This window comes from Emcibacter sp. SYSU 3D8 (genome assembly GCF_039655875.1).
Taxonomy (GTDB): Bacteria; Pseudomonadota; Alphaproteobacteria; order SMXS01; family SMXS01; genus RI-34.
The window spans coordinates 235,213-257,540 of record NZ_JBBYXK010000005.1 but is presented as its reverse complement, the minus strand read 5'-3'; the positions used below and the strand labels follow the sequence as shown (position 1 = coordinate 257,540).

The following is a 22,328-nucleotide window of genomic DNA, read 5'->3' as shown; positions in this document are numbered from 1 at the left end:
AAACAAAGACAAAGATAGTCCTAGTTAACATCGAGTCAATTACAGGCCAAGCGAAACCGCCGCGTCGACGCCTCGATCTGATCGGACAGGTGAGAAGCAGGCGGTGGCAGCGGACGGTAAGCCGAGCAAGATGCGGCGTCCGGGCACGCACCGACGCTTGGGAATCGCACCACAGGCCATCAGCCGCTATACTGGCCCTGAGTTGACCTGATCCGCGGCGAAGTCCGCGACGTCGTTCCTCCTTCGCGGGAGTTTCGCATGCCAGGATACACCACCGCCGACATCCGCAATATCGCCGTAACCGGTCCCGCTGCCGCGGGGAAGACGACTCTGATCGAACAGATGTTGTTCAATGCCGGCATCATCGGACGCGCGGGCCGCGTTCAGGATGGAAACACGGTCTGTGACTTCGACGACCTGTCCCGCGAGTTCGGCCATACGCTCGACAGCACGCTGGTCCACTTCGACCACGAAGGCCATCACATCAACGTCATCGACACACCCGGCAGCCCGGACTTCATTGGCAAGACCATCAGCGCCCTGCCGGCGGTCGAGACCGTATGCGTGGTGATCGATGCCACCGTCGGCGTCGAGACATTTGCCCGCCGCATCATGAAGATTGCTGCCGAGCGCAACCTGCCGCGCATGATCGTCATCAACAAGATCGATCACATCGACGACGTCGCCAGGACGCTGGCCGAGGTGCAGGAAGCTTTTGGCGCCGTCTGCCAGCCGCTCAACCTGCCGGCCAACAACGGCACCAGCATCATCGACTGCTTCGCCAACGCGACGGGCGACAGCGACCTCGGCGACGTGGCGGCATTTCATTCCGCGATCGTCGATCAGGTTGTCGAGGTCGATGAAGATCTGATGGCGGTCTACCTAGAAGAGGGAGAGGTAACGCCTGGCCAGCTTCACGACCCGTTCGAGAAGGCGCTGCGCGAGGCGCATCTGGTGCCGATCTGCTTCACCGATGCCCGCGACAACATCGGCGTCCGCAAGCTGAAGGATATTTTCGCCCATCTGTGTCCCAGCCCCCTCGAGGGTAACCCGCGTAGTTTCGAGTACTCGGATGGTGGAGAGATCCGACGGGTTCAGGGCGTGCCGGATCCCGGCAAGCCGCTGATCGCGCATGTGTTCAAGGTCGCCTTCGACCCTTTCGTCGGCAAGCTCTCCGTATTCCGAGTGCACCAGGGTCACGTGGGGCATGATTTTCAGCCCAGGGTCGGCGATGCCCGCAAGGGCATCCGCATCGCGCATGTCTTCAAGCTGCTGGGCAAACAGCATGCCGAAATTGATCAGATTATCGCGGGCGACATCGGCGCGGTGGCGAAGATCGATGAGATCAACTTCAATTCGGTGATCCATTCGGACGGGGTGGCCGATGATCTGCATATCCGGCCATGGCCGCTGCCCCGGCCCATGTACGGTCTCGCGATCGAGGTCACGGCCACCGGCGCCGAGGGGAAGCTGCACGACGCCCTCGCCAAGATCGTCGCCGAGGATCCCACTCTCGAGATCGAGCGGGTCCAGGCGACGGGCGAGACGGTCATGCGCGGGTTGGGCGAGTTGCACCTGCGCGCCAAGCTGAAACTGCTCAAGGATCGCTACGGGCTGGACGTCCGCACCAGGCCGCCGCGCATTCCATACAAGGAAACCATCACCGCGCCGGCGGAAGGGCATCACCGCCACAAGAAGCAGACCGGCGGCGCCGGACAGTTCGGCGAAGTCTATCTAAGGGTCGCCCCGCTCGGCGGCGAAGATGGCGCGGTCGATGGTCTGCTGTTCGTCGACGATACGTTTGGCGGTTCGATTCCGCGCCAGTACCTGCCCGCCATCGAAAAGGGGATCCGTCAGGTCATGCAGGGCGGTGCGGTGGCCGGCTATCCCATGGAAGGCATCAAGGTCAGTGTCTATGACGGCAAGTTCCATGCCGTCGATTCCAAGGAAGTCGCCTTTATGACGGCGGGCCGCAAGGCGTTCATAGACGCTGTCAGGAAGGCAAGGCCGGTTTTGCTGGAGCCTTTCGTCAGGCTCGATGTGACCATTGCCTCGTCGATGATCGGCGATATTTCATCGGACCTGTCGGGCAAGCGCGGACGAATCATGGGCGCCGACACGCTGGCGGGCGGCATGGCCACCATGCATGCCGAGGTGCCGCTTGCCGAAGTGATGACCTATGCCAGCCAGCTGAAGGCGATGACTGGCGGCGTCGGAGTCTACGCCATGGAATACAGCCACGACGAACCGACCCCGCCCGACATCCAGGCCAGGGTGATCGCCGACTTCAAGCCCAGGGACGATGACGACTGAGGTTCAGTGGGGAAGCACGCGGTCCAGCATCTGGGCCAGTTCAGCCTTGCCATAAGGCTTCTTCAGCAACTCGGCGTGCAAATCTTCCGCGTGATCGCGAATCAGTTCGGGCTCCACGTAACCCGAGGTGAACAGGATCGGCAGCATCGGGTGCCGGCGCCGGACCTCCAGCGCAGGTCGACGCCGTTCATGGCGCCCGGCATGACGATGTCAGTGAACAGCAGATCGAAGTGATCGTCACCTTCCAGGATGGCCAGCGCCGCGGACGCCTGATCGGCCTCGACGGTGGTATGCCCGAGCGCCTTCAGCAGCCGGACGGCCGCCTGCCGCACTTCCGGCTGGTCTTCCACCACCAGGATGCGGTCATGATTGTTATGGGGCATCACGTGTACCTCGATCGGCATTTACTGAGCGTCCAATTCAGTTGCCCGTGCGGATGAATCCAGAGAATCACACTGACTGTAAACAAGCATTTTCAATGTAGCGTGATTGCACCAGCGGCGCACGTGTTACGGTGGCAAAGCGCGCGTCATTCCGATCGCCGTAGCATCGTCGTCGAGCGGGGCAATCTGACGTCCGGCTTCCCGGCATTGCCGGTTCAGTCACCCCCGTCCGGCGGATATCGGTGTTCGCCGCCCCTGAAGTCCGATACCGAATAGCACCCGTTGCCCAGGTCCTGCACGGCGGGGCCGTCGACCACGGCCTTGCCATGCCCGCCCGGGATGTCGAGCACATAGGTCGGTTGGGCAAGCCCGGAAATCCGTCCGCGCAAGCCGGCCACCAGCGCCCGGCCTTCCTCCAGCGATACGCGGAAATGACTGGTGCCTGGCGCCAGGTCGGGATGATGCAGGTAGTACGGCTTGATTCGCGCCTCGACGAATGCCTGCATCAGCGCCGCCAGCGTTTCCGGATCGTCATTCACGCCGCGCAGCAGCACCGACTGGCTGATCATGGGAATGCCGGCTTCGACCAGCCGGCTGCAGGCGGCACGTGCGGTGACGGTCAGCTCGCGCGGATGGTTGGCGTGCAACGCCACATAGACCGTCTTGCTGCTCGCCTTCAGCGCTTGGACCAGAGCGTCGTCGATTCGTTCGGGCTCGACCACGGGCACGCGGGTATGGAGACGGATGATCTTCACATGCGCGATCCCGGCCAGCCGCGTCATCATTTCGCCCAGCCGGCGCGGCGACAGCACCAGCGGATCGCCGCCGGTCAGAATCACTTCCCAGATTTCCGCGTGCGCCGCGATATAGCCGAGCGCACGGTCAAGTGCCTCGGGCGACAGCGTGCCCAATCCATTCGGCCCGACCATCTCGCGGCGGAAGCAGAATCGGCAATAGACCGGGCATACATGCACCGCTTTCAGCAGCACCCGGTCCGGATAGCGGTGGACGATACCCTCGACCGGACTGTGGACGTGGTCGCCAATGGGATCGGCCCGCTCCTCGGCAGTGACGACCAGTTCCGCTGCGTCTGGCACGAACTGCCGTGCAATCGGGTCGTTCGGATCGCCGGGATCGATCAGCGCCGCCATGGCCGGGCTGATGGCCAGGGCGTAGCGCGCCGTGATCTCGCGCAGGCCGGCGAGCCGCTCCACAGGAACAAGTTCTGCCGCCTCAAGGTCATGCGCCGTCGTGATGGGACGGTTGAGCGTCACGACACGGCCTCCGCCACCGGCGCCCACAGCACCTGTTCGATGCGGGATGCGCCGGTCGCCAGCATCACCAGCCGGTCGAATCCCAGCGCAATCCCGCTCGCCTCCGGCATCAGTGCCAGTGCTGCCAGGAAATCCTCGTCCAGCGGATAGCGTTCGCCATAGACCCGCGCTTTCTCGGCCATCTCGATCTCGAACCGCCGGCGTTGCTCGGCCGGATCGCGCAACTCGCCAAAGGCGTTCGCCAGCTCGACGCCGCAGGCATAAAGCTCGAAGCGCTCGGCGACCCGCGCATCCATGGCCGATGCGCGCGCCAGCGCGGCCTCCGACACCGGATAATGGTCCAGGATCGTCGCGCGGCCGATGCCCATGTTCGGCTCGATCTTCTCGACCAGCACCCGGCTGTACAGATCGGCCCAGACATCGCCGTCGGCGACCCGGATACCGGCACGGCGCGATTGGGCCGCCAGATGATCGAAGTCGGTCTCGCCCGACTCGTTGACCGAACCCAGCAGATCGATCGAGGCAAATTGCTCGAACGCCTCGGCCACGGACAGCCTCTCGGGCTTCTGGAACGGATCGGCGTATCTGCCCCGGTAGGTCAATTGCGGGTTGCCCGCCGCCTCCGCGGTCAGCGCCAGCATGGTTGCGCAATCATCCATCAGGGCCTCGTAGCTCTCGTCCACGCGGTACCATTCCAGCATGGTGAACTCGGGATGGTGCAGCGGCCCGCGTTCCCTGTTGCGGTAGACGTGGGCGAAGCACGCGATCCGCCGCTCGCCCGCGGCCAGCAGCTTCTTGCAGGCGAACTCCGGCGAGGTGTGAAGGTACAGCGGCAGCGCCGATCCGTCAGGACCGACCGCCATTGTTGCGAAACCGTGCAGATGCGCCTCGTTGCCCGGCGATACCTGCAAGGACGCCGGATCGACCTCGATGAAATCCCGTTCCGCGAAGAACCCGCGCAAGGCCGACTGGATGCGTCCACGCGCCAGCAGAAAGCCGCGCCGGTCCGCATGGACATGTGGCGTCCACCAGGGAGAGACGGCAGGATTGGCGGTTTTCGGCGGCACTCGGTGGCGGCTCCGTAAGGTCAGGCTGGCGATTTGCGCCAACATAGGCTAAATGCGGCCCTGAAAAACCAACTTCTCGGCAGGTGCGTCCCAAGCGGCCGCCGCGCCACTTCCTGGACAAGGATCAGACATGGTCAAGGTTATTGCCTCCCAGATTCGCAAGGGCAACGTGCTCGAGGTCGACGGCAAGCTCTATGTTGTGCTGACCGCCGACAACATCCACCCGGGCAAGGGCGCTTCGGTCACCCAGGTCGACATGCGCCGCATCTCCGACGGCACCAAGGTGTCCGAGCGTTACCGCACCACCGAACAGGTCGAGCGCGCCTTTGTCGAGGACAGCGATTTCACCTATCTTTACGAGGACGGCGAAGGCTTCCACTTCATGAATCCCGAAACCTACGACCAGGTCGTGGTGTCCAAGGATCTGATGGGCGACCAGGCCGTCTATCTCCAGGAAGGCATGGTCTGCATCCTGAAAACCTTCGAAGGCAATGCCATCGCCGCCGAGGTGCCGGCCCGCGTCGTGCTCGAGATCGCCGAGACCGAGCCGGCGGTCAAGGGCCAGACCGCGTCGTCGTCCTACAAGCCGGCTGTGCTGTCGAACGGCGTTCGCACCAACGTGCCGCCGCACATTGCCGCCGGCACGCGGGTGGTGATCATGACCCAGGACGGTTCCTACGTGGAACGGGCGAAGGACTAGTCCCATGACCGCGCCCGTCCGTCTCGGCGTTCTTGGAGCGGGGGCCATTGCGAAATACGGTCTGTTCGCGCCGGTTTCGCGGGTCGGCGGCATCGAGATCGTCGCCGTCGGCGCCCGCGACGCGGCCCGTGCCGGTGAATACGCCGCCGAGAACGGTATTCCGCGCGGCGATACCTATCAGGCTTTGCTGGACGATCCGGACATCGAGGCGATCTATGTGGCGCTGCCCAATTCGCTTCACTGCGAGTGGACGGTAAAGGCGCTGGAGGCCGGCAAGGCAGTGCTGTGCGAGAAGCCGCTTGCCTCGAATGAGGCCGAAGCGCGGATCATGGCCGAGGCTGCGGCGCGCACTGGCGGCCTGCTGGTCGAGGCCGTGCACTGGCTCTACCATCCGCAGAGCCCGCGCACGAAGGAGATCGTCGACGCCGGCACGCTGGGTGCGCTGCGCGAGATCGAATTCACCTTCCTGGTGCCCGGCAAGTATTTCACCGCCGATGACATCCGGTTCAGCACCGTTCTGTCGGGCGGCGCGACCATGGACCTGGGCTATTACGCCATCAGCTTCCTGCGCTTTGTGGGCGGCGAACCGGCGATTGCCAAAGCCGTGGCCACCGAATTCAAGCCCGGTATCGACGGCACCATGAAGGCCGAGATGCGCTTTCCTGGCGGCTGTATCGGCCGCATGGATTTGTCGCTGAACTACGACGCGGACGATTTCATCATCCGCGCCGTGATTACCGGCGAGCGCGGCCGCATGATTCTCGAGAATCCCGTGCATCCGTCCAGGGGCGGCGGTATCGAACTGGAGATCGACGGCGTGAGGACCGTAGAGGCGCCACATTCCCGCGCGACCTATGACTGGCAGGCGCTTGCTTTCGCCGCCAATGTCCGCGAGGGAACGCCCGTCCTCACCACCGCCGAGGAAGGCATCGCCAATATGCGGGTGATCGACGACGTATACCGTGCTGCGGGGATGAAACCGCGCGGCACCTGATGATCCAACGCACTGGACTGGGGAGGACGGCATGGCGTTTGAGGGACCGGTGGACGACCGGTTGGCGATTCACGAACTGGTGGCGGCCTATGCCGACGCGGTGACATGCAACGACGCGCAAGCGTGGAGCGCGCTGTGGGCCGAGGACGGCGTGTGGGAGTTGTCGGCCATTCCCGGCATGGAGCATGTGGTCGGGCGCGACGCCATCGTTAAAGCATGGCGCGCTGCCATGGACAGCCTTCCGCCCATGGTTGCCACATCCATGCTCGGCGCGGTCACCATCAATGGCGATACAGCGACCGGCCGGGCCTATCCACGGGAATTCATCATCTGGCCGGACGGCAAGACACGCACCGATACCGGTCGCTATGACGACACTTATGTCAAGCGGGAGGGGCGCTGGCTTTTCCTGTCGCGCACCTACACCAGCCTGCACTCGGCCTGACGGGGTCACGCCATGTTGAAGGTCGCGATCCTCGACGATTACGCCCGCGCGGCGCTTGACGTGGCGGACTGGTCGTCGCTTGACGGCGTCGCCGAATTGACCGTGTTCGACCGGCATCTGTCCGAGGACGAGGCGGCGACCCTGCTGCAGCCCTTCGATGTGCTGTGTACGGTCCGCGAGCGCATGGCCCTGCCGCGTACCCTGATCGAGCGCCTGCCCAGGCTCAGGCTCATCACCATCGTCGGCATGGGGCTCGCCAATCTGGACATGCAGGCCGCCACAGACCATGGCGTGCTGGTCATCCATCCGGACTTCGGCAGTCCGGCCTTCGCGAACACATCGAACGCCACGCCCGAACTGGCCTGGGGCCTGATGATCGCGACCGTCCGGCACATGACGCGCGAATCACGCACCATGCATGACGGCGGCTGGCAGTCGACCGCAGGCATCATCCTGGCAGGGCGCACACTGGGTTTGCTGGGCCTTGGCCGCGTCGGCAAGCGCATGGCGCACTATGCCCGCGCGTTCGACATGCCGGTCATCGCCTGGAGCCAGAACCTGACAGACGAGACTGCTGCGGCCTGCGGCGCGTCCCGGGTCGGGAAAGACGAACTTTTCCGGCGCGCCGACATCGTTTCCATCCACGTTCAGCTCAGCGAGCGCACCCGTGGCCTGGTCAGCGCCCGCGAGTTGGGCCTGATGAAGCCTGGCGCCTATCTCATCAACACCTCGCGGGGGCCGATCGTCGATCAGTCGGCGTTGATCGATGTACTGAATAACCGCCGCATCGCCGGTGCCGGCCTCGATGTCTTCGACCGCGAGCCGCCGCCGGCCGACCATCCCTTCCGGGGCATGGACAATGTCACCGTCACGCCGCATCTGGGTTACGTGACCCGTGAGACCCTGGCGGCGTTCTACGGTGACATGCCGGAGGCGATCGCGGCATTCGCGGCGGGACGGCCGGTGCGGGTAATCAACAAGGACGCCCAGGCCCGCGGTTAGCCGCTTATTTGGCTTTTCTGCGAGTCTTGCCGGCCGGTTTGATGCGGACGCGCCATCCGCCGCCATCGGGTTGTTCGATGTCGAACTGTCCCGTCGACTTGAGCAGGTCGCTGAGCTTGCGAAAGCCGTAACTGCGTTCGTCGAAATCCGGATGGATGCTGCGTAGCACGTTACCCAGCTGGCCAAGATGCACCCAGCCGTCCTCGCTCTCGATCTGCGAGACCACGTTCCTCAACAGCGCGCTGGCTTTCTGGGATTGCATTGGTGTCGGCGAGGGCGCGTCCGTTCCGCCAGTGGTCTCCGCCGTGGCGCCCAGATTTTCCGTGTAGATGAATCGGTGGCATGCCTGACGCAGGCTTTCCGGCGTCTTCTGCTCGCCAAAGCCGATTACCTGCTGTCCCTGTTCCCGGATACGCTTGGCCAGTCCGGTGAAGTCACTGTCGGACGAAACCAGGCAGAATCCGTCAACCCGGCCGCTGTGCAGCAGGTCCATCGCGTCGATGACCAGCTCGATGTCGCTGGAATTCTTTCCCTTGGTGCTGGGGAAATTCTGCCGGGGGCTGATCGCATGCTTGGACAGGATTTCTCTCCAGCCGCTCGTTCCCGGGTGAGAAAAGTCGCCGTAAATGCGCCGCACATTGGCATCGCCGATCCTGGCGATTTCCTCGAACAGCCCGTTGGCGATCTTGGGCGAGGCGTTTTCCGCATCGATGAGGACAGCGAGGCTGAGCCGCTGCGTTTGGTTTTCGGCCATGTCTGTCCGCGATACCTCCCGCTTGAGTGTGCCCGAATCATGCCCGAGCTTCGGCGGCCCGCCAAATCAAATGACTGGGTTCGAACCGCTGCTGCAGCGGTGGATCAGGACTGGCCGGCGATCCATGCCTGTACACCCTTGGCGGCTGCGGCGCCGGTGGCGAAGCAAGCCTGCAACAGGTAGCCGCCGGTCGGCGCCTCCCAGTCCAGCATCTCGCCGGCCGCGAACACGCCGGGCAGGGCGCGGAGCATCATCGTGTCGTCCAGCGCGTCGAGCCGAATGCCGCCCGCGGTGGAGATCGCCCGGTCGATGGGTTGTGTCCCGCTCAAGGTCACCGGCACGGCCTTGATCAGCGCGGCAAGCGAAGCCGGTCCGGTGGGCAGGGGCCCGGCTTCGCGCATCAGGTTGATGGCAAGGGGCGACAGCTTGACTGCCTTGCGCAGGAAATTGGACAGCGACTGGCTGCCGGCCGGACGCGCCAGCCTGTCCCTCAACCGGTCGGCGGTCATGTCCGGTCGCAGATCGATTTGCAGCATTACATCGCGGCCCGCGGACAGGGCATCGCGCGGCCCTGGACCCAGCGCGTAGACCGCGCCGCCCTCGATGCCATACGCGGTAATGATGGCCTCGCCGCGTACGGTGTGATCGCCATAGGTAATGGCAATGCCTTTCAACGGTGCGCCGGCGAAGCGTGTCCGGAAAGGTTCGCTCCAGTCGACATCGTACCCGCAATTGGACGGTGCGAACGGCGTCAGCGCCACGTTCCGTGCGGCAAGCATGGATGCCCAGCCACCATCCGAGCCTAATTTGGGCCAGCTTGCGCCGCCCAGCGCCAGCACGGTCGCATCGGGCGTGACCGCGACCTTGGCCTGGCCGGTCTGGAACAGCAGGGCACCCGATGGATCCCATCCCAGCCAATCGTGCCGCGTCCGCAGGGTCACGCCCTGCTCGCCAAGTCGCCGCAACAAGGCGCGCAGCAGGGGCGATGCCTTCATGGCCGTTGGAAAGACCCGGCCGCTCGATCCGGTAAATGTCGTCTCGCCCAGCCCCTCGGCCCAGGCAACCAGCGCTGGTGGCGGCAATGCCTCGAGGATCGGCCGCAACCGGCCGGAGGCCGCGCCATAGCGCGTTGCGAACGTATCGAACGGCTCCGAATGGGTAAGGTTGAGCCCGCCGCGGCCCGCCATCAGCAGCTTGCGCCCGGGAGACGGCATCCGGTCGTAGATCGTAACGGCCATGCCGGCGTCGCTCAGTATGTCGGCCGCCATGAGTCCCGCCGGACCCGCGCCGATTACCGCCACATGATGTTGTCGTCCATCGTTCACTGAACATGCTCCTGCAGGACATGCGGGTAGCATCGCTGCGTCCGCGGCGCCAGCGATCTTCCCGCTCCCTGGAATTCCGTGCGGCCAATTCCACGCCTCAGCCGTTCCTTTTTTGCAGGGTTGCCGGAATACTGCAGCGCACACAATCGACTGGCACAGGGGAAAGGGCCAACCGACCTAATGACCATGAACCAAGGCAGGAAACCGGTACCTGAAGAAAAGACGGTTCTTGTGCTTCAGGGTGGCGGGGCGCTGGGCGCCTACCAGGCCGGTGTATTTGAAAAACTGGCCGAAAGCGGCTGCGCACCGGCCTGGCTTGCCGGCATCTCCATCGGCGCAATCAATGCGGCACTGATCGCCGGCAACCCGCCGGAGCGGCGTGTCGAGCGGCTGAAGACGTTCTGGGACATGGCCTCCAGCCAGCTGCTGGCCGAACCGGTCGCGCCGGGCGTAAAGGCCAGGACCATCTTCAACGACGCTGCTGCGGCCTGGGCCGCGCTGTTCGGGCTGCCTGGTTTCTTCAAGCCGCGGTTTCCGCCCTTTGCGGTCTATCCGGCGGGCGCACCTGAGGCGCTGAGCGTCTATGACACGGCCCCGTTACGCGCGACCCTGGAAAAACTCGTGGACTTCGACCTGCTCAATGCCGGCGAGATGCGGCTCAGTGTTGGGGCGGTCAATGTCCGCACGGCAAATTTCGCCTATTTCGACACGGCCCGTCAGCGGATCGGGCCGGAACACATCATGGCCAGTGGCGCGCTGCCGCCCGGCTTTCCGCCGGTCGAAATCGAAGGTGAACTCTACTGGGATGGTGGTCTGGTCTCGAACACACCCCTGGAGTATGTGCTGGAACACGATCTGCGCGAAGACATGCTGATCTTCCAGGTCGATCTGTTCAGCGCCACGGGTCCGATTCCCGAAACCCTGCTGGATGCGGCCGAGCGCGAGAAGGACATCCGCTACTCCAGCCGCACCCGCCTCAACACGGATGTCGCGACCTCGCGGCAGGAGTTTCGCCGCGCCGCCCACCGGTTGCTGGCCAAGCTGCCGCCGCCGCTGCGGGACGATCCCGACGCCAGACTGCTCAGCGATCTGAGCTGTGACGCGGCGATCACCATCGTCCATCTGATCAACCGCCGGAAAAACTACTTTACCCGGTCGAAGGATGTCGATTTCTCGCGCTTTACCGTCGAGGAAAACTGGCGGGCCGGTGCTGACGACGTCTGCCGTACCTTCAACAACCCGGCCTGGCACGAACGCAGCAAACCGAAGCAGGGCGTCACGGTGCTCGACCTGACGCGGAGCGGAACCTGAACGATGGTCATCGTATCCATGCATTGCAGGAGACACACGTGCAGCTGAAGGACAAGGTCTGTGTCGTCACCGGCGCCGCGCGCGGCATCGGAGAGGCGATCGCCAGGCGTTATGTGCAGGAGGGCGCCAGGGTCGCCATCGCGGACCTTGATCTGGCGTCCGCCAACGTAACCGCGCGGCAACTCACCGCCATGGGACCGGGCGAGGCCATGGGCCTCGTCATGGACGTAGTCAGCGAGACAGTCGTCAACGACGGCATCGCCCAGATCGTGGCGCAATGGGGCGGCATCGATGTGCTGGTGTCCAACGCCGGTATCCAGATCGTTCACAAGATCGAAGACTTCCCGTTTGCGGACTGGAAGAAGATGCTCGCCATTCATCTGGACGGGGCGTTTCTCACGTCCAGGGCGTGTTTGCCGCATATGTATGCGCGCGGTGGCGGGTCGGTGATCTTCATGGGATCGGTCCATTCCAAGGAAGCCTCTCCGCTGAAGGCTGCTTATGTCACTGCCAAGCACGGGCTGCTCGGCCTTGCCCGGGTCATTGCCAAGGACGGCGCCGAGCATGGTGTCCGGGCCAATGTGATCTGCCCCGGCTTCGTTCGCACCCCGCTCGTCGACAAGCAGATTCCCGAACAGGCAAAGGAACTGGGCATTTCCGAGGACGAGGTGGTCGGTCGTATCATGCTCGGCAACACCGTCGACAAGCAGTTCACGACGGCCGAGGATGTGGCCGAGGTCGCGTTGTTCTTCGCGGCCTTCCCCTCCAACGCGCTGACAGGCCAGTCGCTGATCGTCAGCCATGGCTGGTTCATGGAATAGGAGACACCGTGCAGGTAGCCGACACCGCACCGCTCTGGCAGCCGTCCCCCGAACGCGTGGCGGGCAGCAACATCGCCGCGTTCATGCGACAGGCCGAGACACGCTGGTCCCTGAGCCTGCCGGATTATGAGGCACTGTGGCGCTGGTCGGTCGAGTGTCCCGAGCAGTTCTGGACGCTGGTCTGGGATTTCTGCGGTGTCATCGCCGAGACCAGGGGCAAGCGCGTTATTGCCGATGGCGCGGCGATGCCCGGCGCGACCTTCTTTCCCGACGCACGCCTCAGTTTCGCCCAGAATCTGCTGCGCCGGCGAGATGCCTCGCCGGCACTGATCTTTCGAGGCGAGGACAAGCTCAAGCGGCAGGTTTCCTGGGCCGACCTGCATGATCAGGTGTCGCGCATGGCGCAGGCCATGCGGGCCATGGGCATCGTCGAGGGTGACCGTGTCGCCGCCTATATGCCCAACATGCCCGAAACCGTCATCGCGATGCTCGCCGCCAACAGCATCGGTGCGATCTTCTCGTCGGCGTCCCCCGACTTCGGCGTGCAGGGCGTCGTCGACCGGTTCGGTCAGATCGAGCCCAGGCTGCTGTTGCTCGCGGACGGCTACTATTACGGCGGAAAAACCGTCTTATGTCTCGACAAGCTGCCCGAGATCCTTGCGCGCATGCCGAGCATCGAGATGGCCGTCGTCGTGCCCTATATCGACGCCGCCATGCCGCCGATCGCTCGGGCGGCGCGCCTCGACACGTTCCTGGCGTCTTACAGGCCCGGCGAGATCGAGTTCGCCCAGCTGCCCTTCAATCACCCGCTCTACATCATGTTCTCGTCGGGCACGACGGGCGTACCCAAATGCATTGTCCATGGGCAGGGCGGCACCCTGCTGCAGCAGCTCAAGGAGCATCGCCTCAACGGCGATCTGCGGGCGGGCGACCGGGCGTTCTGGTTCACCACCTGTGGCTGGATGATGTGGAACTGGCTGGTGTCGGCGCTGGCCTGCGAGGCGACGCTGCTGCTTTATGACGGCTCGCCCTTTCATCCGGACGGCAATGTCCTGTGGGATTTCGCCGACGAGGCCGGCATGACCCTGTTCGGGACTTCGGCCAAGTTCATCGATGCCTGCCACAAGGCGGGGATCGAGCCGGCCAAAACCCATAGTCTCGCCACTGTCCGCATGATCGGCTCGACCGGGTCGCCGCTGGTGGCCGAGAGCTACGATTACGTTTACGAGAAGATAAAGGCCGACGTGCATCTCGCCTCGATTTCGGGCGGGACCGACCTGCTGAGCTGCTTCGTGCTGTGCAGCCCGATCCTGCCGGTCTGGCGCGGCGAGATCCAGGCCCCGGGCCTGGGCATGGCCGTGGCCATTCTCGACGAGACGGGCATGCCCGTACCCGATGGACAAAAGGGCGAACTCACCTGCCTGAAGCCCTGGCCGTCCATGCCGCTGGGCTTCTGGGAGGATCAGGATGATGCCCGTTATCTGGCGGCCTATTTCGAGAAATTTCCCGGCATCTGGTGCCACGGCGATTTCATCGCCCGAACGGAGCATGGCGGCTACGTCATCTATGGCCGCTCCGACGCCACCTTGAATGCCGGCGGCGTCCGCATCGGCACGGCCGAGATCTACCGCCAGGTGGAACAGATCGACGACGTCGTCGAATCCCTGGTGATCGGGCAGGAGTGGGACAACGATACCCGCATTGTCCTGTTTGTCCGCCTGCGCGACGGGCTGGTACTCGATGCGGCGCTGGAAAAGCGGATCAGGACTCAGATCCGCTCCAACACCACGCCGCGTCACGTGCCTTCCCACATCCTGCAGGTCGGCGACATCCCCCGCACCAAGAGCGGCAAGATCGTCGAGCTGGCGGTGCGCGAACTGGTGCATGGGCGCCCGGTGAAGAACCAGGAAGCACTCGCCAATCCCGAAGCGCTGGAAGAATTCCGCGATCGGCCCGAACTGGCGACCTGAACACAAAGGTCACCTCTGTTTCGAAGGTGTAACATCTTGAGCGCGATGATAGTTTCCAGTCATGGACAGCAGCCTCATCGCCACCTTCCGGTCAACTTGTGCCACCAGCGCGGCGAGACCGGCGATCATGGATGCGCAAGGCGCCATTACATTCGCAGAGCTGGGCGAACAGGTTGAGCGCCTGGCCTCATGGCTGGGCCTGCAGGGATTGCGCCAGGGTGACGTCGTCGGGATATCGATCCGCGAGGAGCGCAGTCACCTGCTGGCCAGCCTGGCGCTGCTGCGACTGGGTTGTCCCCAGGTTACGCTGGCGAGCCACGATGCGCCTTCCCAGCGGAGCGAGTTGATCGCAAAATGCCGGGTGGTGACTGTTGTGGGCGACGGCGATGCGGCGGACGACGGCGTGCCGGTCATCGTGCCCGATCTGGACGCTGCGTTTTCGCCGCGCTTTCCGGCACATGAACCGGTGCCGATGCCGGGCGATGAGAATATCGCCATGATGCTGACCGGGTCGGGCACGACCGGCAGGTTCAAGGTCATTCCCGTGTCCCACCGGGCAATGACCTTGCAGGCCATCAATCGCGCCGTGACGGCTTCGTCCGGCGTTGAGTATATTCCATCGCCGGTGGAGTTCCTTTACCCCAAGAAACACCGAATCCGCAGTGCCGTCACGGGGTACACCAGCCTGCTTCAGCGGGCCGAGCACTCAGAGGTGCCGCAGCTCTGTCGCCGCTTCGGAGTGGATTTTCTGCGGCTCTCGCTCGGTCAGGCGCAGTCGCTGATCGACCTCGATGCGGCCGACAAGCGTCTTCCTGACGATATCGCGGTCTATGTGGGCGGGTCGCGAATACCCGGACCCACGCGCGCCGCCTTTCGCGACCGGCAGGTGCCCTCCCTCTACGTCGAGTATGGCGCCACCGAATGCGGCAATATCTCGGTTGCGGGTCCCGAGATGCACGAACGTTATCCTGACGGCGTAGGCCGGCCGCTTCCGGGGGTGCGGCTGGAAATCGTCGACGACGGCGGCCGTGTGCTGCCGCCGGATGTGGAGGGGCTGATCCGCATCCGCACGCCCGGTATGGTCAGCGGTTATCTGGATGACGCGGAACTGACGGCGAAGATGTTCCCCGACGGGTGGTACCAGGGCGGCGACCGGGGCGCGTTGACCCGGGATGGAATCCTGGTTTTCGGTGGCCGTGCCGACGACATGATGATCTTGAATTCGATCAATATCTTTCCGACCGAGATCGAGAAGGTGGCTGAAGGGTTTCCCGGCGTGATCGATTGCGCCGCGTTTCCCCTGCACTCGTCCATGCATGGCGAAATACCCATCCTGGCCGTGGTGAGTGCCGAAGGCTGCGACCTGCGTGCGCTGTTGTCGTATTGCCGGGAGCGATTGGGTATCAGGGCGCCCAGGAAGCTGGTCAGACTAAACGAGATACCCCGCAATCCGCAGGGTAAGGTCGTGCGGCGCGAACTATCGGCGCGCGCCGCCAAAGGAGAGTTCCGGTGACCTCGTCTGAGTTCCTTGCCATGCGTGAGCGGGTCGTGGCTGCAATCATGTCCAATCCGGTCGCCGGTCCGGAATCCCAAGCGATGCTCGATCGAATCAATGATCCCGGTCAGGACTGCACGTTCGAGGAACTGGGGTTCGATTCACTCGCGCGAATGGAGTTCTGCATCTTCCTCGAGACGGAATTCGGCATCGCCGTGACCAGCGGCGATGTGGAGGCGGCTGCAGCCATCAACGCCATGGCCGTCCGTCTCGTCGAGACGGGCCGGGGCCGATGAACCAGTTGCTTGACCACATCCTGGCCTGCCGCACGCAGGCCGACTATTACCGTCTTGCGATCATGGCCGAATGCAATGCCGTGCCGTCGGACATGGCCGTGCTGTTCCGTCACATGGACAGGCTCCCGAAGGAATCGCTCGAATGGGCTGAAAGAACCCGGGCACTCATGTTCGCGCAGGCCGATATTGTGCAGCCGTTCCGAAGGACGCTGGTGTCGAGCCACGTCGCATTCTTCACCACCCGGCAGGCACCGGATGAACCGCGGGACCTGATCCTGGCCTGCTGCGGCCTCGTGGATCGATTGCAGGTTCCGATCTCCGTCGTCCTGCAGCATCTGGATGGCCGGCGTTTCGACGTGCTTCTGGTGAGGGATCCCACCAGGCGTATCTACCTGCAAGGCGTGCCGGACTACGGGTCCGACTTGCGCCTCGTCGCCGAGCGTATCCGCCGGGACGTCAATCTGGACGCATACCGGTCGGTCTGCAGCCTGGGAACGAGCGGCGGCGGCTGGGCGTCGTTCATCCTGGGAAGCCTGCTTGGCGCGGACCGCGCCATTTCCATGTCCGGAAAGCCGCCAGGGCTTACGTTCCGGCTCGCGCGAATGTGGGAGAAGCAGGGCTACTCACTCGACAAGGACAACGCCGGGTTCGGGGTCTTTCAACAGCTGTTCGACAGTATTCCCGACCCTTCTACCCGGTTGCTCGCGTTTTTTGGCGCTGACTATAGGGATGACCGGGAAGGTGCCGAAGCGTTCGAGCAGATGGTTGGCGCCGTTGGAATCGGGTTCCGGGGAATCGACACGCACAATCTCATGGGCACCATCGTGGAGCGCCGCCGGCTGGCGACGTTCCTGGACTATTACCTGACAGGTGACCTGGGTAAGATCGTTCCTCCGGCTGGACAGCGGACAGTGGAACTCGACAGCTTCGACCAGCCGGGCGGGCGTCCCGGCACGGCCGCCGTGGGCGAACAGCATGCCCCGGGCGGTGCCTGAGGATTCCAACCGACTGACACGGACTCTCTTGACCGGAGAAACGGCCTCCATGCCCCAGGATGAGACTAGCGCGACCTTCTACTTCGATACGGTGTCGCCTTACGCGTATCTGATGTGGGCGGCGCTTCAGCGGTTGCCCTTCGGCCGTCAGATACGGCCGGTTCCCGTGGTTTTTGGTGCGATCCTTGCCCATTGGGGCCAGTTGGGGCCGGCGGAGGTCGGCGCCAAGCGGCTGCACACCTATCGGCAGTGCCAGTGGCTTGCGGCGCGCGAGAACATTCCCTTTCGCTTTCCACCCGCCCACCCGTTCCGGTCGCTGGAAAGCCTGCGCCTGATCGCAGCCCTGGATAACGCGGAAGCCGCCATCACCACGGTCTTCGACGCGATTTTCGCGGTAGGGCTGGACGTGGCGTCACCCGGTGTGCTCGCGGACATTGGCCGGAAACTGGGAGTCCCGGACGTACCGGCGCTCATCGCTGCGTCTGATGCCGGTGCAACCTTGCGCGAAAATACCGGCGCAGCCATCGCGCGGGGCGTCTTCGGGGTCCCGACCCTGGTGGTGGACAATGAATTGTTCTGGGGCTTCGATTCGCTGCCGATGGCGCGGGAATATCTGGAGCGTCCGGGCCTGTTCGAGAGCGCTGAAATGAAACGGCTCGTCGATCTGCCGGTCGGCGTCAGCCGCAAGAGACCCCCTCCGGCGCAGCAGTCCTAGGCCGATAGCGGGGCGCCGGGGACGCGGGCGGCGGCTGGGATCGCCCAGCCGCCTGTTGCGACAGTCAGAGTTCCCGCGGCGGCAGACCGCGCTTGGCGCGTTCGGCGTTCATCCGCTCGGTGTCGCCGCTCAGCGGCTTGCCCAGTTCGGATTCGTCCAGCGTGCCCTGGCGGTGCTTGTGCGACTTTTCCGCGTCGAAGGTGATCCACTTCTCCGGCGTGACCTCGATCACCGTACGCAGCGGCGAATCCAGCAGATCGTAGAAGTCATCTTCGCCGGCCTTGTTGGTCGGGCTCACCTTGTGCGCCAGCTTGCGGTAGAATGCCTTCTTGGTCGCTTCGTCGTCGTGGAATACGGCGCGTCCCTTGATGGTGATGGCGCCGCGCGGGCACTCGGGATCGCGGCTCGACGTGCCGCTCACCACGATGGAGACGCGCGGGTCGCGCCGGATCGCTGCGGCCCGGTGGCGGTGCGACGAGAAGGTCAGCCAGACATGGCCCTTGTCCCAGACGAAGGCATGCATCACGCCCACCGGCCAGCCGTCCTTGGTGGCCCAGTTCAGCACGCATTCCGGCGCCAGGGTCATCATCTTGTCGATCTGCTCCTCGCTGTGCGGATAGATCGACACCACTTCGTGGTCTTCAGCCTTCGACATATTGGGTTCTCTCCGGTTCATCGCCCACAGGGCATTTCAAAAACGTCATCCGTGCTGAATACATTATTCATCCCCGCGCGCCGGTCAAACAAATGCACGCGGCGCCGCGTCGAAAGTTCGCCGCGCCGCACGAGCCGCGTCCCGGGCCGCTAAAGGGACTTGAGGTTATCCTTGATCCGGCTGAGCAACTGGAACAGATCGCGCCGGTTCTGGCGCGACAGGCCGTCGAACGCCAGCTCGTTCATCTTGTGGCCGGCCTGCCGGATACCGTCCAGCAACTGGCGGGCCTTTGCCGTCAGGTGGACGCGCTTGGCGCGTCGGTCCGCCGTGTCCGGCCGCCGCTCTACCCAGCCCGCTTGCTCCAGCCGCTCGACCAGTCCACCGACGGTCACCTTGCCCACGTCGAGGATGGCGGCCAGCTCGGTCTGCATCATGCCATCGTGGCGCGACAGGTTGGACAGCACCCACCATTGCGACCGGGTGACGCCGTGCGGCTTCATGTACAGGTCGAACGCCGTACGGCGCATGCGCGACACGTCGTGGATCAGGAAGCTCAGCCGCAGATCCTCCAGTTCCGCCTCGGGCAACTCATCGTATTTCTGGGCGGTCTTGGGCAAGGGTGCTCCCATCTGGGCTGGTATTAGTATACATGTTTACCGGTTGGCCACATACTCATTGGAAGCGCGGGAGGCGGGATTGGCGGGACTGTATTTCGAGGAATTCCGGATCGGCCAGCGCTTCGAACACGACATCAGGCGCACCGTCACCGAGACCGACAATCTGCTGTTCTCGGCGCTGACCCACAACCCGGCCGCCATCCATCTCGACCACGAATATGCAAAGAATTCGCCCTACGGAAAGCCGCTGGTAAACAGCGTGTTTACCCTGGGCTTCATGGTCGGCGTCTCGGTCGGAGAGACAACGCTTGGCACCACCATCGCCAATCTGGGCTGGGACAAGGTGCGCTTCCCCAATCCCGTATTCGTCGGCGACACGCTCCATGCCGAGACCGCCGTGCTGGAGAAGCGCGACAGCAAGTCGCGGCCCGAGGCCGGCATTGTCATCTTCGAGCACAGGGGATTCAACCAGCGCGACGAGCTGATCGGTAGTTGCGAACGCTCGGCGCTGATGTTTCGCAAGGACAAGAGCTGACCATGGCCATGCGCTCCCTGCTGTTCGTCCCGGGCGACAGCGACCGCAAGATGGAGAAGGCGTCTTCTGTGGCCGCCGATGTGCTGCTGCTGGACCTGGAGGACGCGGTGTCGCAGGAGCGGCTGCCGCTGGCGCGCGACATGATCCGCGACTTCCTGAAGGCCCGCCCGTCGAAGGCCGGGCTGTTCGTGCGCATCAACCCGCTCGACACGCCCTTCGCGCTGGATGATCTCGCGGCGGTCATGCAGGGCGCGCCGGACGGTATTTTCTTGCCCAAGGCGCGCACCGGCCAGGATGTGGTGCTGCTCGGCAGCTATCTCGACGCGCTGGAAGCCCGCGAGGGCATCGCGCGCGGCAACACGAAGATCCTGGTGGTGGCCGAGACCGCGGAGATTCTGCTCAACTATGCGAGCTTCGTGAACACCGGCCCGCGCCTGTGCGGCATGACACCAGGTCCCGAGGACCTCGCCGCCGCCGTCGGCGCCAGCACCAACCGCGATCCGGCCGGCAACTACCTGCCGATCCACGAGATCAACCGGGCCCTGTGCCTCGCCACCGCCGCCTCGGCCGGGATCGCGCCCATCGAGCGGCTCTACACCAATTTCCGCGACCTGGACGGCCTCGCCGCCGCCTGCGCCGCCGGACGGCGGGAAGGCTTCACCGGCATGATCGCCATCCATCCGGACCAGGTCGCCGTCATCAACGAGGCATTCACGCCCACGGCCGACGAGATTGCCCATGCGCGACGCGTCGTCGCCGCCTTCGACAGCGTGGGCGGCTCGGGTGTCGTCGGCCTCGACGGCCAGATGCTCGACATGCCGCACCTGAAGCAGGCGCGCCGCGTGCTTGACATGGCGGGAGCCGGATGAGAGGCCTCGACGGCAGGCGCGCCATCGTCACCGGCGGCGCCAGCGACATCGGCCAGGTGATCAGCGTCTCCGGGGGCCTGACCATGGCGGGTTAAACTTCAGTCGTCATACCGCCGAAGGGCGGTATCCAGGCTTGGCGAGTGCGCGCTTTGCGCGCGTTGTTCGTAAGGGAGGTCTGGGTTCCGGCCTTCGCCGGAATGACGACTGGATCGAATGCTTACCCACTAACGCCCGACAACCTCTCCGCCAGCGACACCGGCCCGTCCGTCTTTGGCCAGTACCGGTCGCGGATCAGCCGTTTGTAAAGCTTTCCCGTCGGATGCCGCGGCAGCTCGGCATCGAAATCGATTGATCGCGGGCATTTGTAGTGCGCCAGGCTCACCCGGCAGAACGCCAGCAGCTCCTGCGCCAGCGCTGCGTCCGGCGCCACGTCCGGCAATGGCTGCACAACAGCCTTCACTTCCTCGCCGAACTCGGCATTGGGCACGCCGAACACCGCCGCGTCCGCCACCTTCGGATGGGTGACCAGCAGGTTCTCGGCCTCCTGCGGATAGATGTTCACGCCGCCCGACACGATGACGTTGTCGCGCCGGTCGCTCAGGTACAGGTAGCCGTCCCCATCCACGAACCCGATGTCGCCGATGGTGGTCCAGCCCCGGGAATTGCGCGACCGCGCCGTCTTGTCCGGGTCGTTGTGGTATTCGAACGTGCTGCCGCCGCCGAAGAAGATCAGCCCGGCCTCGCCCGGCGGCAGCTCCACCTCGCCGGTCTCGTCCATGATGTGCAGCTCGCCGCGCGCCGGCCGTCCGACCGAGCCGGGATGGGCCAGCCACTCCTCCGGCCCGATGGCGCACAGGCCATTGCTTTCGGTGCCGCTGTAATATTCGTGGATCACCGGCCCCCACCAGTCGATCATCCGCCGCTTGATGTCGACCGGGCAGGGCGCGGCGGCATGGATCGCCTTCTGCATCGATGACACATCGTATTTCGCCCGCGTCTCGTCCGGCAGCTTTAGCAGCCGGATGAACATGGTCGGCACCCATTGCGCATGGGTGACCCGGTAGCGCTCGATCGCTGCCAGCGCCGCCTCGGCGTCGAATTTTTCCAGGATCACCGAGGTGCCGCCCAGCGCCTGGACCGCCATGTTGAACTTCAGCGGCGCGGCGTGATAGAGCGGCGCGGTCGACAGGTACACGGTCTGCGACGAGAATCCGTAGAGCCGCGTCAGCGCCGCCGCCAGCGGCGTCTCGGAATCGACCGGGCCTTCGGGCAGCCTGGGCCGCACGCCCTTCGGCCGCCCGGTCGTGCCCGACGAATAGAGCATCGGCGCGCCCTGGGTCGTCTCGACCGGATCGGCCGGGCACTGCGCCACCTCCGTCTCGTAGGATGCGTATCCCGGCGCCGTGCCGTCCAGCATCAGTCGGTGACGGATGCCGGGTGTCATCGCCAGCAGCGCGGCTGCCTTCTCCGCCTGCCGCGCCGTCGTCATCAGTGCCGACGCGCCGCTGTCGCCGATCACATAGGCGGCTTCCTCGGCGGTCAGCAGCGTGCTGATCGGCGTGAAGTAGAGGCCGGCGCTCTGCGCGCCCCAGGCCACCTCGAAGAAGCGCGGATGGTTCTCGATCAGCATGGCGACGCCGTCGCCGCGCTTCAGCCCCAGCCACCGGAATAGCTGTGCGCACCGCGCCGCGCCGTCTGCCAGCGCGGCATAGGAAACCGTCTCGCCGGTTGACGCCATGACGATGGCGGGCTTGTCCGGATGCGCCGCCGCGTGATGGCGCGGATGGAACAT

General features: G+C 64.5%; 22 protein-coding genes. 14 read left to right on the top strand and 8 right to left on the bottom strand.

Translation table 11 applies throughout. The annotated features are described in order from the left end of the window. Window positions 1-258 precede the first annotated feature (258 nt). Entirely contained in the window at window positions 259-2,313 is a 2,055-nt protein-coding gene (fusA, locus tag WJU21_RS17245) for an elongation factor G (protein WP_346324706.1), read from the top strand. Window positions 2,314-2,414: 101 nt separating this feature from the next. Here the strand turns inward: fusA and WJU21_RS17240 are convergent, their stop codons facing one another. From WJU21_RS17240 to epmA, 3 genes are all read right to left on the bottom strand, one after another. Then, window positions 2,415-2,717: a response regulator gene (locus WJU21_RS17240; protein WP_346324705.1), complete on the bottom strand. Its 303-nt coding sequence runs from the start codon at window positions 2,715-2,717 to the stop codon at window positions 2,415-2,417. Window positions 2,718-2,911: 194 nt separating this feature from the next. Next, a complete protein-coding gene (locus tag WJU21_RS17235) occupies window positions 2,912-3,970 on the bottom strand; it encodes a lysine-2,3-aminomutase-like protein (protein ID WP_346324704.1) in 1,059 nt (352 codons plus the stop codon). Further along, a complete protein-coding gene (gene epmA / locus WJU21_RS17230) occupies window positions 3,967-5,037 on the bottom strand; it encodes an EF-P lysine aminoacylase EpmA (RefSeq protein WP_346324703.1) in 1,071 nt (356 codons plus the stop codon). The genes WJU21_RS17235 and epmA overlap by 4 nt, the downstream gene beginning before the upstream one ends. Window positions 5,038-5,167: 130 nt before the next feature. Between epmA and efp the strand changes: the two genes are divergently transcribed. From efp to WJU21_RS17210, 4 genes are read left to right on the top strand one after another with little or no spacing between them, the layout of a single operon-like run. Beyond that, window positions 5,168-5,737 (top strand): elongation factor P, encoded by a 570-nt coding sequence (gene efp, locus WJU21_RS17225; RefSeq protein ID WP_346324702.1) that lies wholly within the window; start codon window positions 5,168-5,170, stop codon window positions 5,735-5,737. 4 nt (window positions 5,738-5,741) lie between these two features. Beyond that, window positions 5,742-6,731, top strand: coding sequence for a Gfo/Idh/MocA family oxidoreductase (locus WJU21_RS17220; protein ID WP_346324701.1), 990 nt, complete (start codon window positions 5,742-5,744; stop codon window positions 6,729-6,731). Window positions 6,732-6,762: 31 nt separating this feature from the next. Next, window positions 6,763-7,176: a nuclear transport factor 2 family protein gene (locus WJU21_RS17215; protein ID WP_346324700.1), complete on the top strand. Its 414-nt coding sequence runs from the start codon at window positions 6,763-6,765 to the stop codon at window positions 7,174-7,176. 12 nt (window positions 7,177-7,188) lie between these two features. Continuing rightward, the gene (locus WJU21_RS17210) at window positions 7,189-8,178 is read left to right on the top strand and encodes a D-2-hydroxyacid dehydrogenase family protein (protein WP_346324699.1); all 990 of its coding nucleotides are present in this window, start codon (window positions 7,189-7,191) and stop codon (window positions 8,176-8,178) included. Window positions 8,179-8,182: 4 nt separating this feature from the next. On the opposite strand, the gene WJU21_RS17205 is transcribed toward WJU21_RS17210, so the two are convergent. Then, entirely contained in the window at window positions 8,183-8,932 is a 750-nt protein-coding gene (locus tag WJU21_RS17205; protein ID WP_346324698.1) for an NYN domain-containing protein, read from the bottom strand. Window positions 8,933-9,036: 104 nt separating this feature from the next. Continuing rightward, window positions 9,037-10,257 (bottom strand): TIGR03862 family flavoprotein, encoded by a 1,221-nt coding sequence (locus tag WJU21_RS17200; protein WP_346324697.1) that lies wholly within the window; start codon window positions 10,255-10,257, stop codon window positions 9,037-9,039. A gap of 180 nt (window positions 10,258-10,437) precedes the next feature. On the opposite strand from WJU21_RS17200, the gene WJU21_RS17195 reads away from it, so the two are divergent. The 7 genes from WJU21_RS17195 to WJU21_RS17165 all read left to right on the top strand — a co-directional run bounded on the left by WJU21_RS17195 (window position 10,438) and on the right by WJU21_RS17165 (window position 17,860). Next, the gene (locus WJU21_RS17195; protein WP_346324696.1) at window positions 10,438-11,568 is read left to right on the top strand and encodes a patatin-like phospholipase family protein; all 1,131 of its coding nucleotides are present in this window, start codon (window positions 10,438-10,440) and stop codon (window positions 11,566-11,568) included. Window positions 11,569-11,606: 38 nt separating this feature from the next. Next, the gene (locus WJU21_RS17190) at window positions 11,607-12,389 is read left to right on the top strand and encodes a 3-hydroxybutyrate dehydrogenase (RefSeq protein ID WP_346324695.1); all 783 of its coding nucleotides are present in this window, start codon (window positions 11,607-11,609) and stop codon (window positions 12,387-12,389) included. Window positions 12,390-12,397: 8 nt separating this feature from the next. Beyond that, complete coding sequence (locus tag WJU21_RS17185; RefSeq protein ID WP_346324694.1) at window positions 12,398-14,359, top strand: acetoacetate--CoA ligase; 1,962 nt, start codon at window positions 12,398-12,400, stop codon at window positions 14,357-14,359. Between the two features lie 61 nt (window positions 14,360-14,420). Then, complete coding sequence (locus tag WJU21_RS17180) at window positions 14,421-15,872, top strand: class I adenylate-forming enzyme family protein (RefSeq protein WP_346324693.1); 1,452 nt, start codon at window positions 14,421-14,423, stop codon at window positions 15,870-15,872. After that, window positions 15,869-16,150, top strand: coding sequence for a phosphopantetheine-binding protein (locus WJU21_RS17175; RefSeq protein WP_346324692.1), 282 nt, complete (start codon window positions 15,869-15,871; stop codon window positions 16,148-16,150). The genes WJU21_RS17180 and WJU21_RS17175 overlap by 4 nt, the downstream gene beginning before the upstream one ends. Next, window positions 16,147-17,145: a hypothetical protein gene (locus WJU21_RS17170; protein WP_346324691.1), complete on the top strand. Its 999-nt coding sequence runs from the start codon at window positions 16,147-16,149 to the stop codon at window positions 17,143-17,145. Before WJU21_RS17175 ends, WJU21_RS17170 begins: the two co-directional genes overlap by 4 nt. A 49-nt stretch (window positions 17,146-17,194) precedes the next feature. Continuing rightward, the gene (locus tag WJU21_RS17165; RefSeq protein WP_346324690.1) at window positions 17,195-17,860 is read left to right on the top strand and encodes a 2-hydroxychromene-2-carboxylate isomerase; all 666 of its coding nucleotides are present in this window, start codon (window positions 17,195-17,197) and stop codon (window positions 17,858-17,860) included. A gap of 64 nt (window positions 17,861-17,924) precedes the next feature. Here the strand turns inward: WJU21_RS17165 and WJU21_RS17160 are convergent, their stop codons facing one another. Together WJU21_RS17160 and WJU21_RS17155 are read right to left on the bottom strand one after the other, a co-directional pair. Further along, on the bottom strand, window positions 17,925-18,515 hold the full coding sequence (locus tag WJU21_RS17160; protein ID WP_346324689.1) for a pyridoxamine 5'-phosphate oxidase family protein: 591 nt from the start codon (window positions 18,513-18,515) through the stop codon (window positions 17,925-17,927). A gap of 149 nt (window positions 18,516-18,664) precedes the next feature. Continuing rightward, window positions 18,665-19,132, bottom strand: coding sequence for a MarR family transcriptional regulator (locus WJU21_RS17155; RefSeq protein ID WP_346324688.1), 468 nt, complete (start codon window positions 19,130-19,132; stop codon window positions 18,665-18,667). Here WJU21_RS17155 and WJU21_RS17150 point away from each other — a divergent pair. Next, the gene (locus WJU21_RS17150; protein WP_346324687.1) at window positions 19,014-19,667 is read left to right on the top strand and encodes a MaoC family dehydratase; all 654 of its coding nucleotides are present in this window, start codon (window positions 19,014-19,016) and stop codon (window positions 19,665-19,667) included. The genes WJU21_RS17155 and WJU21_RS17150 overlap by 119 nt on opposite strands. 2 nt (window positions 19,668-19,669) lie before the next feature. Next, window positions 19,670-20,536, top strand: a complete 867-nt coding sequence (locus WJU21_RS17145) for a CoA ester lyase (protein WP_346324686.1) — start codon at window positions 19,670-19,672, stop codon at window positions 20,534-20,536. Between the two features lie 217 nt (window positions 20,537-20,753). Here WJU21_RS17145 and WJU21_RS17140 read toward each other — a convergent pair whose 3' ends face one another. Then, window positions 20,754-22,328, bottom strand: a complete 1,575-nt coding sequence (locus tag WJU21_RS17140) for an AMP-binding protein (protein ID WP_346324685.1) — start codon at window positions 22,326-22,328, stop codon at window positions 20,754-20,756.

Coding starts and splice junctions, on each gene's coding strand:
- fusA (WP_346324706.1), top strand. CDS start 259: ATGCCAGGATACACCACCGCCGACATCCGCAATATCGCCGTAACCGGT.
- WJU21_RS17240 (WP_346324705.1), bottom strand. CDS start 2,717: ATGCCGATCGAGGTACACGTGATGCCCCATAACAATCATGACCGCATC.
- efp (WP_346324702.1), top strand. CDS start 5,168: ATGGTCAAGGTTATTGCCTCCCAGATTCGCAAGGGCAACGTGCTCGAG.
- WJU21_RS17220 (WP_346324701.1), top strand. CDS start 5,742: ATGACCGCGCCCGTCCGTCTCGGCGTTCTTGGAGCGGGGGCCATTGCG.
- WJU21_RS17215 (WP_346324700.1), top strand. CDS start 6,763: ATGGCGTTTGAGGGACCGGTGGACGACCGGTTGGCGATTCACGAACTG.
- WJU21_RS17210 (WP_346324699.1), top strand. CDS start 7,189: ATGTTGAAGGTCGCGATCCTCGACGATTACGCCCGCGCGGCGCTTGAC.
- WJU21_RS17205 (WP_346324698.1), bottom strand. CDS start 8,932: ATGGCCGAAAACCAAACGCAGCGGCTCAGCCTCGCTGTCCTCATCGAT.
- WJU21_RS17195 (WP_346324696.1), top strand. CDS start 10,438: ATGACCATGAACCAAGGCAGGAAACCGGTACCTGAAGAAAAGACGGTT.
- WJU21_RS17180 (WP_346324693.1), top strand. CDS start 14,421: ATGGACAGCAGCCTCATCGCCACCTTCCGGTCAACTTGTGCCACCAGC.
- WJU21_RS17170 (WP_346324691.1), top strand. CDS start 16,147: ATGAACCAGTTGCTTGACCACATCCTGGCCTGCCGCACGCAGGCCGAC.
- WJU21_RS17165 (WP_346324690.1), top strand. CDS start 17,195: ATGCCCCAGGATGAGACTAGCGCGACCTTCTACTTCGATACGGTGTCG.
- WJU21_RS17160 (WP_346324689.1), bottom strand. CDS start 18,515: ATGTCGAAGGCTGAAGACCACGAAGTGGTGTCGATCTATCCGCACAGC.
- WJU21_RS17150 (WP_346324687.1), top strand. CDS start 19,014: ATGTACAGGTCGAACGCCGTACGGCGCATGCGCGACACGTCGTGGATC.
- WJU21_RS17145 (WP_346324686.1), top strand. CDS start 19,670: ATGGCCATGCGCTCCCTGCTGTTCGTCCCGGGCGACAGCGACCGCAAG.
- WJU21_RS17140 (WP_346324685.1), bottom strand. CDS start 22,328: ATGTTCCATCCGCGCCATCACGCGGCGGCGCATCCGGACAAGCCCGCC.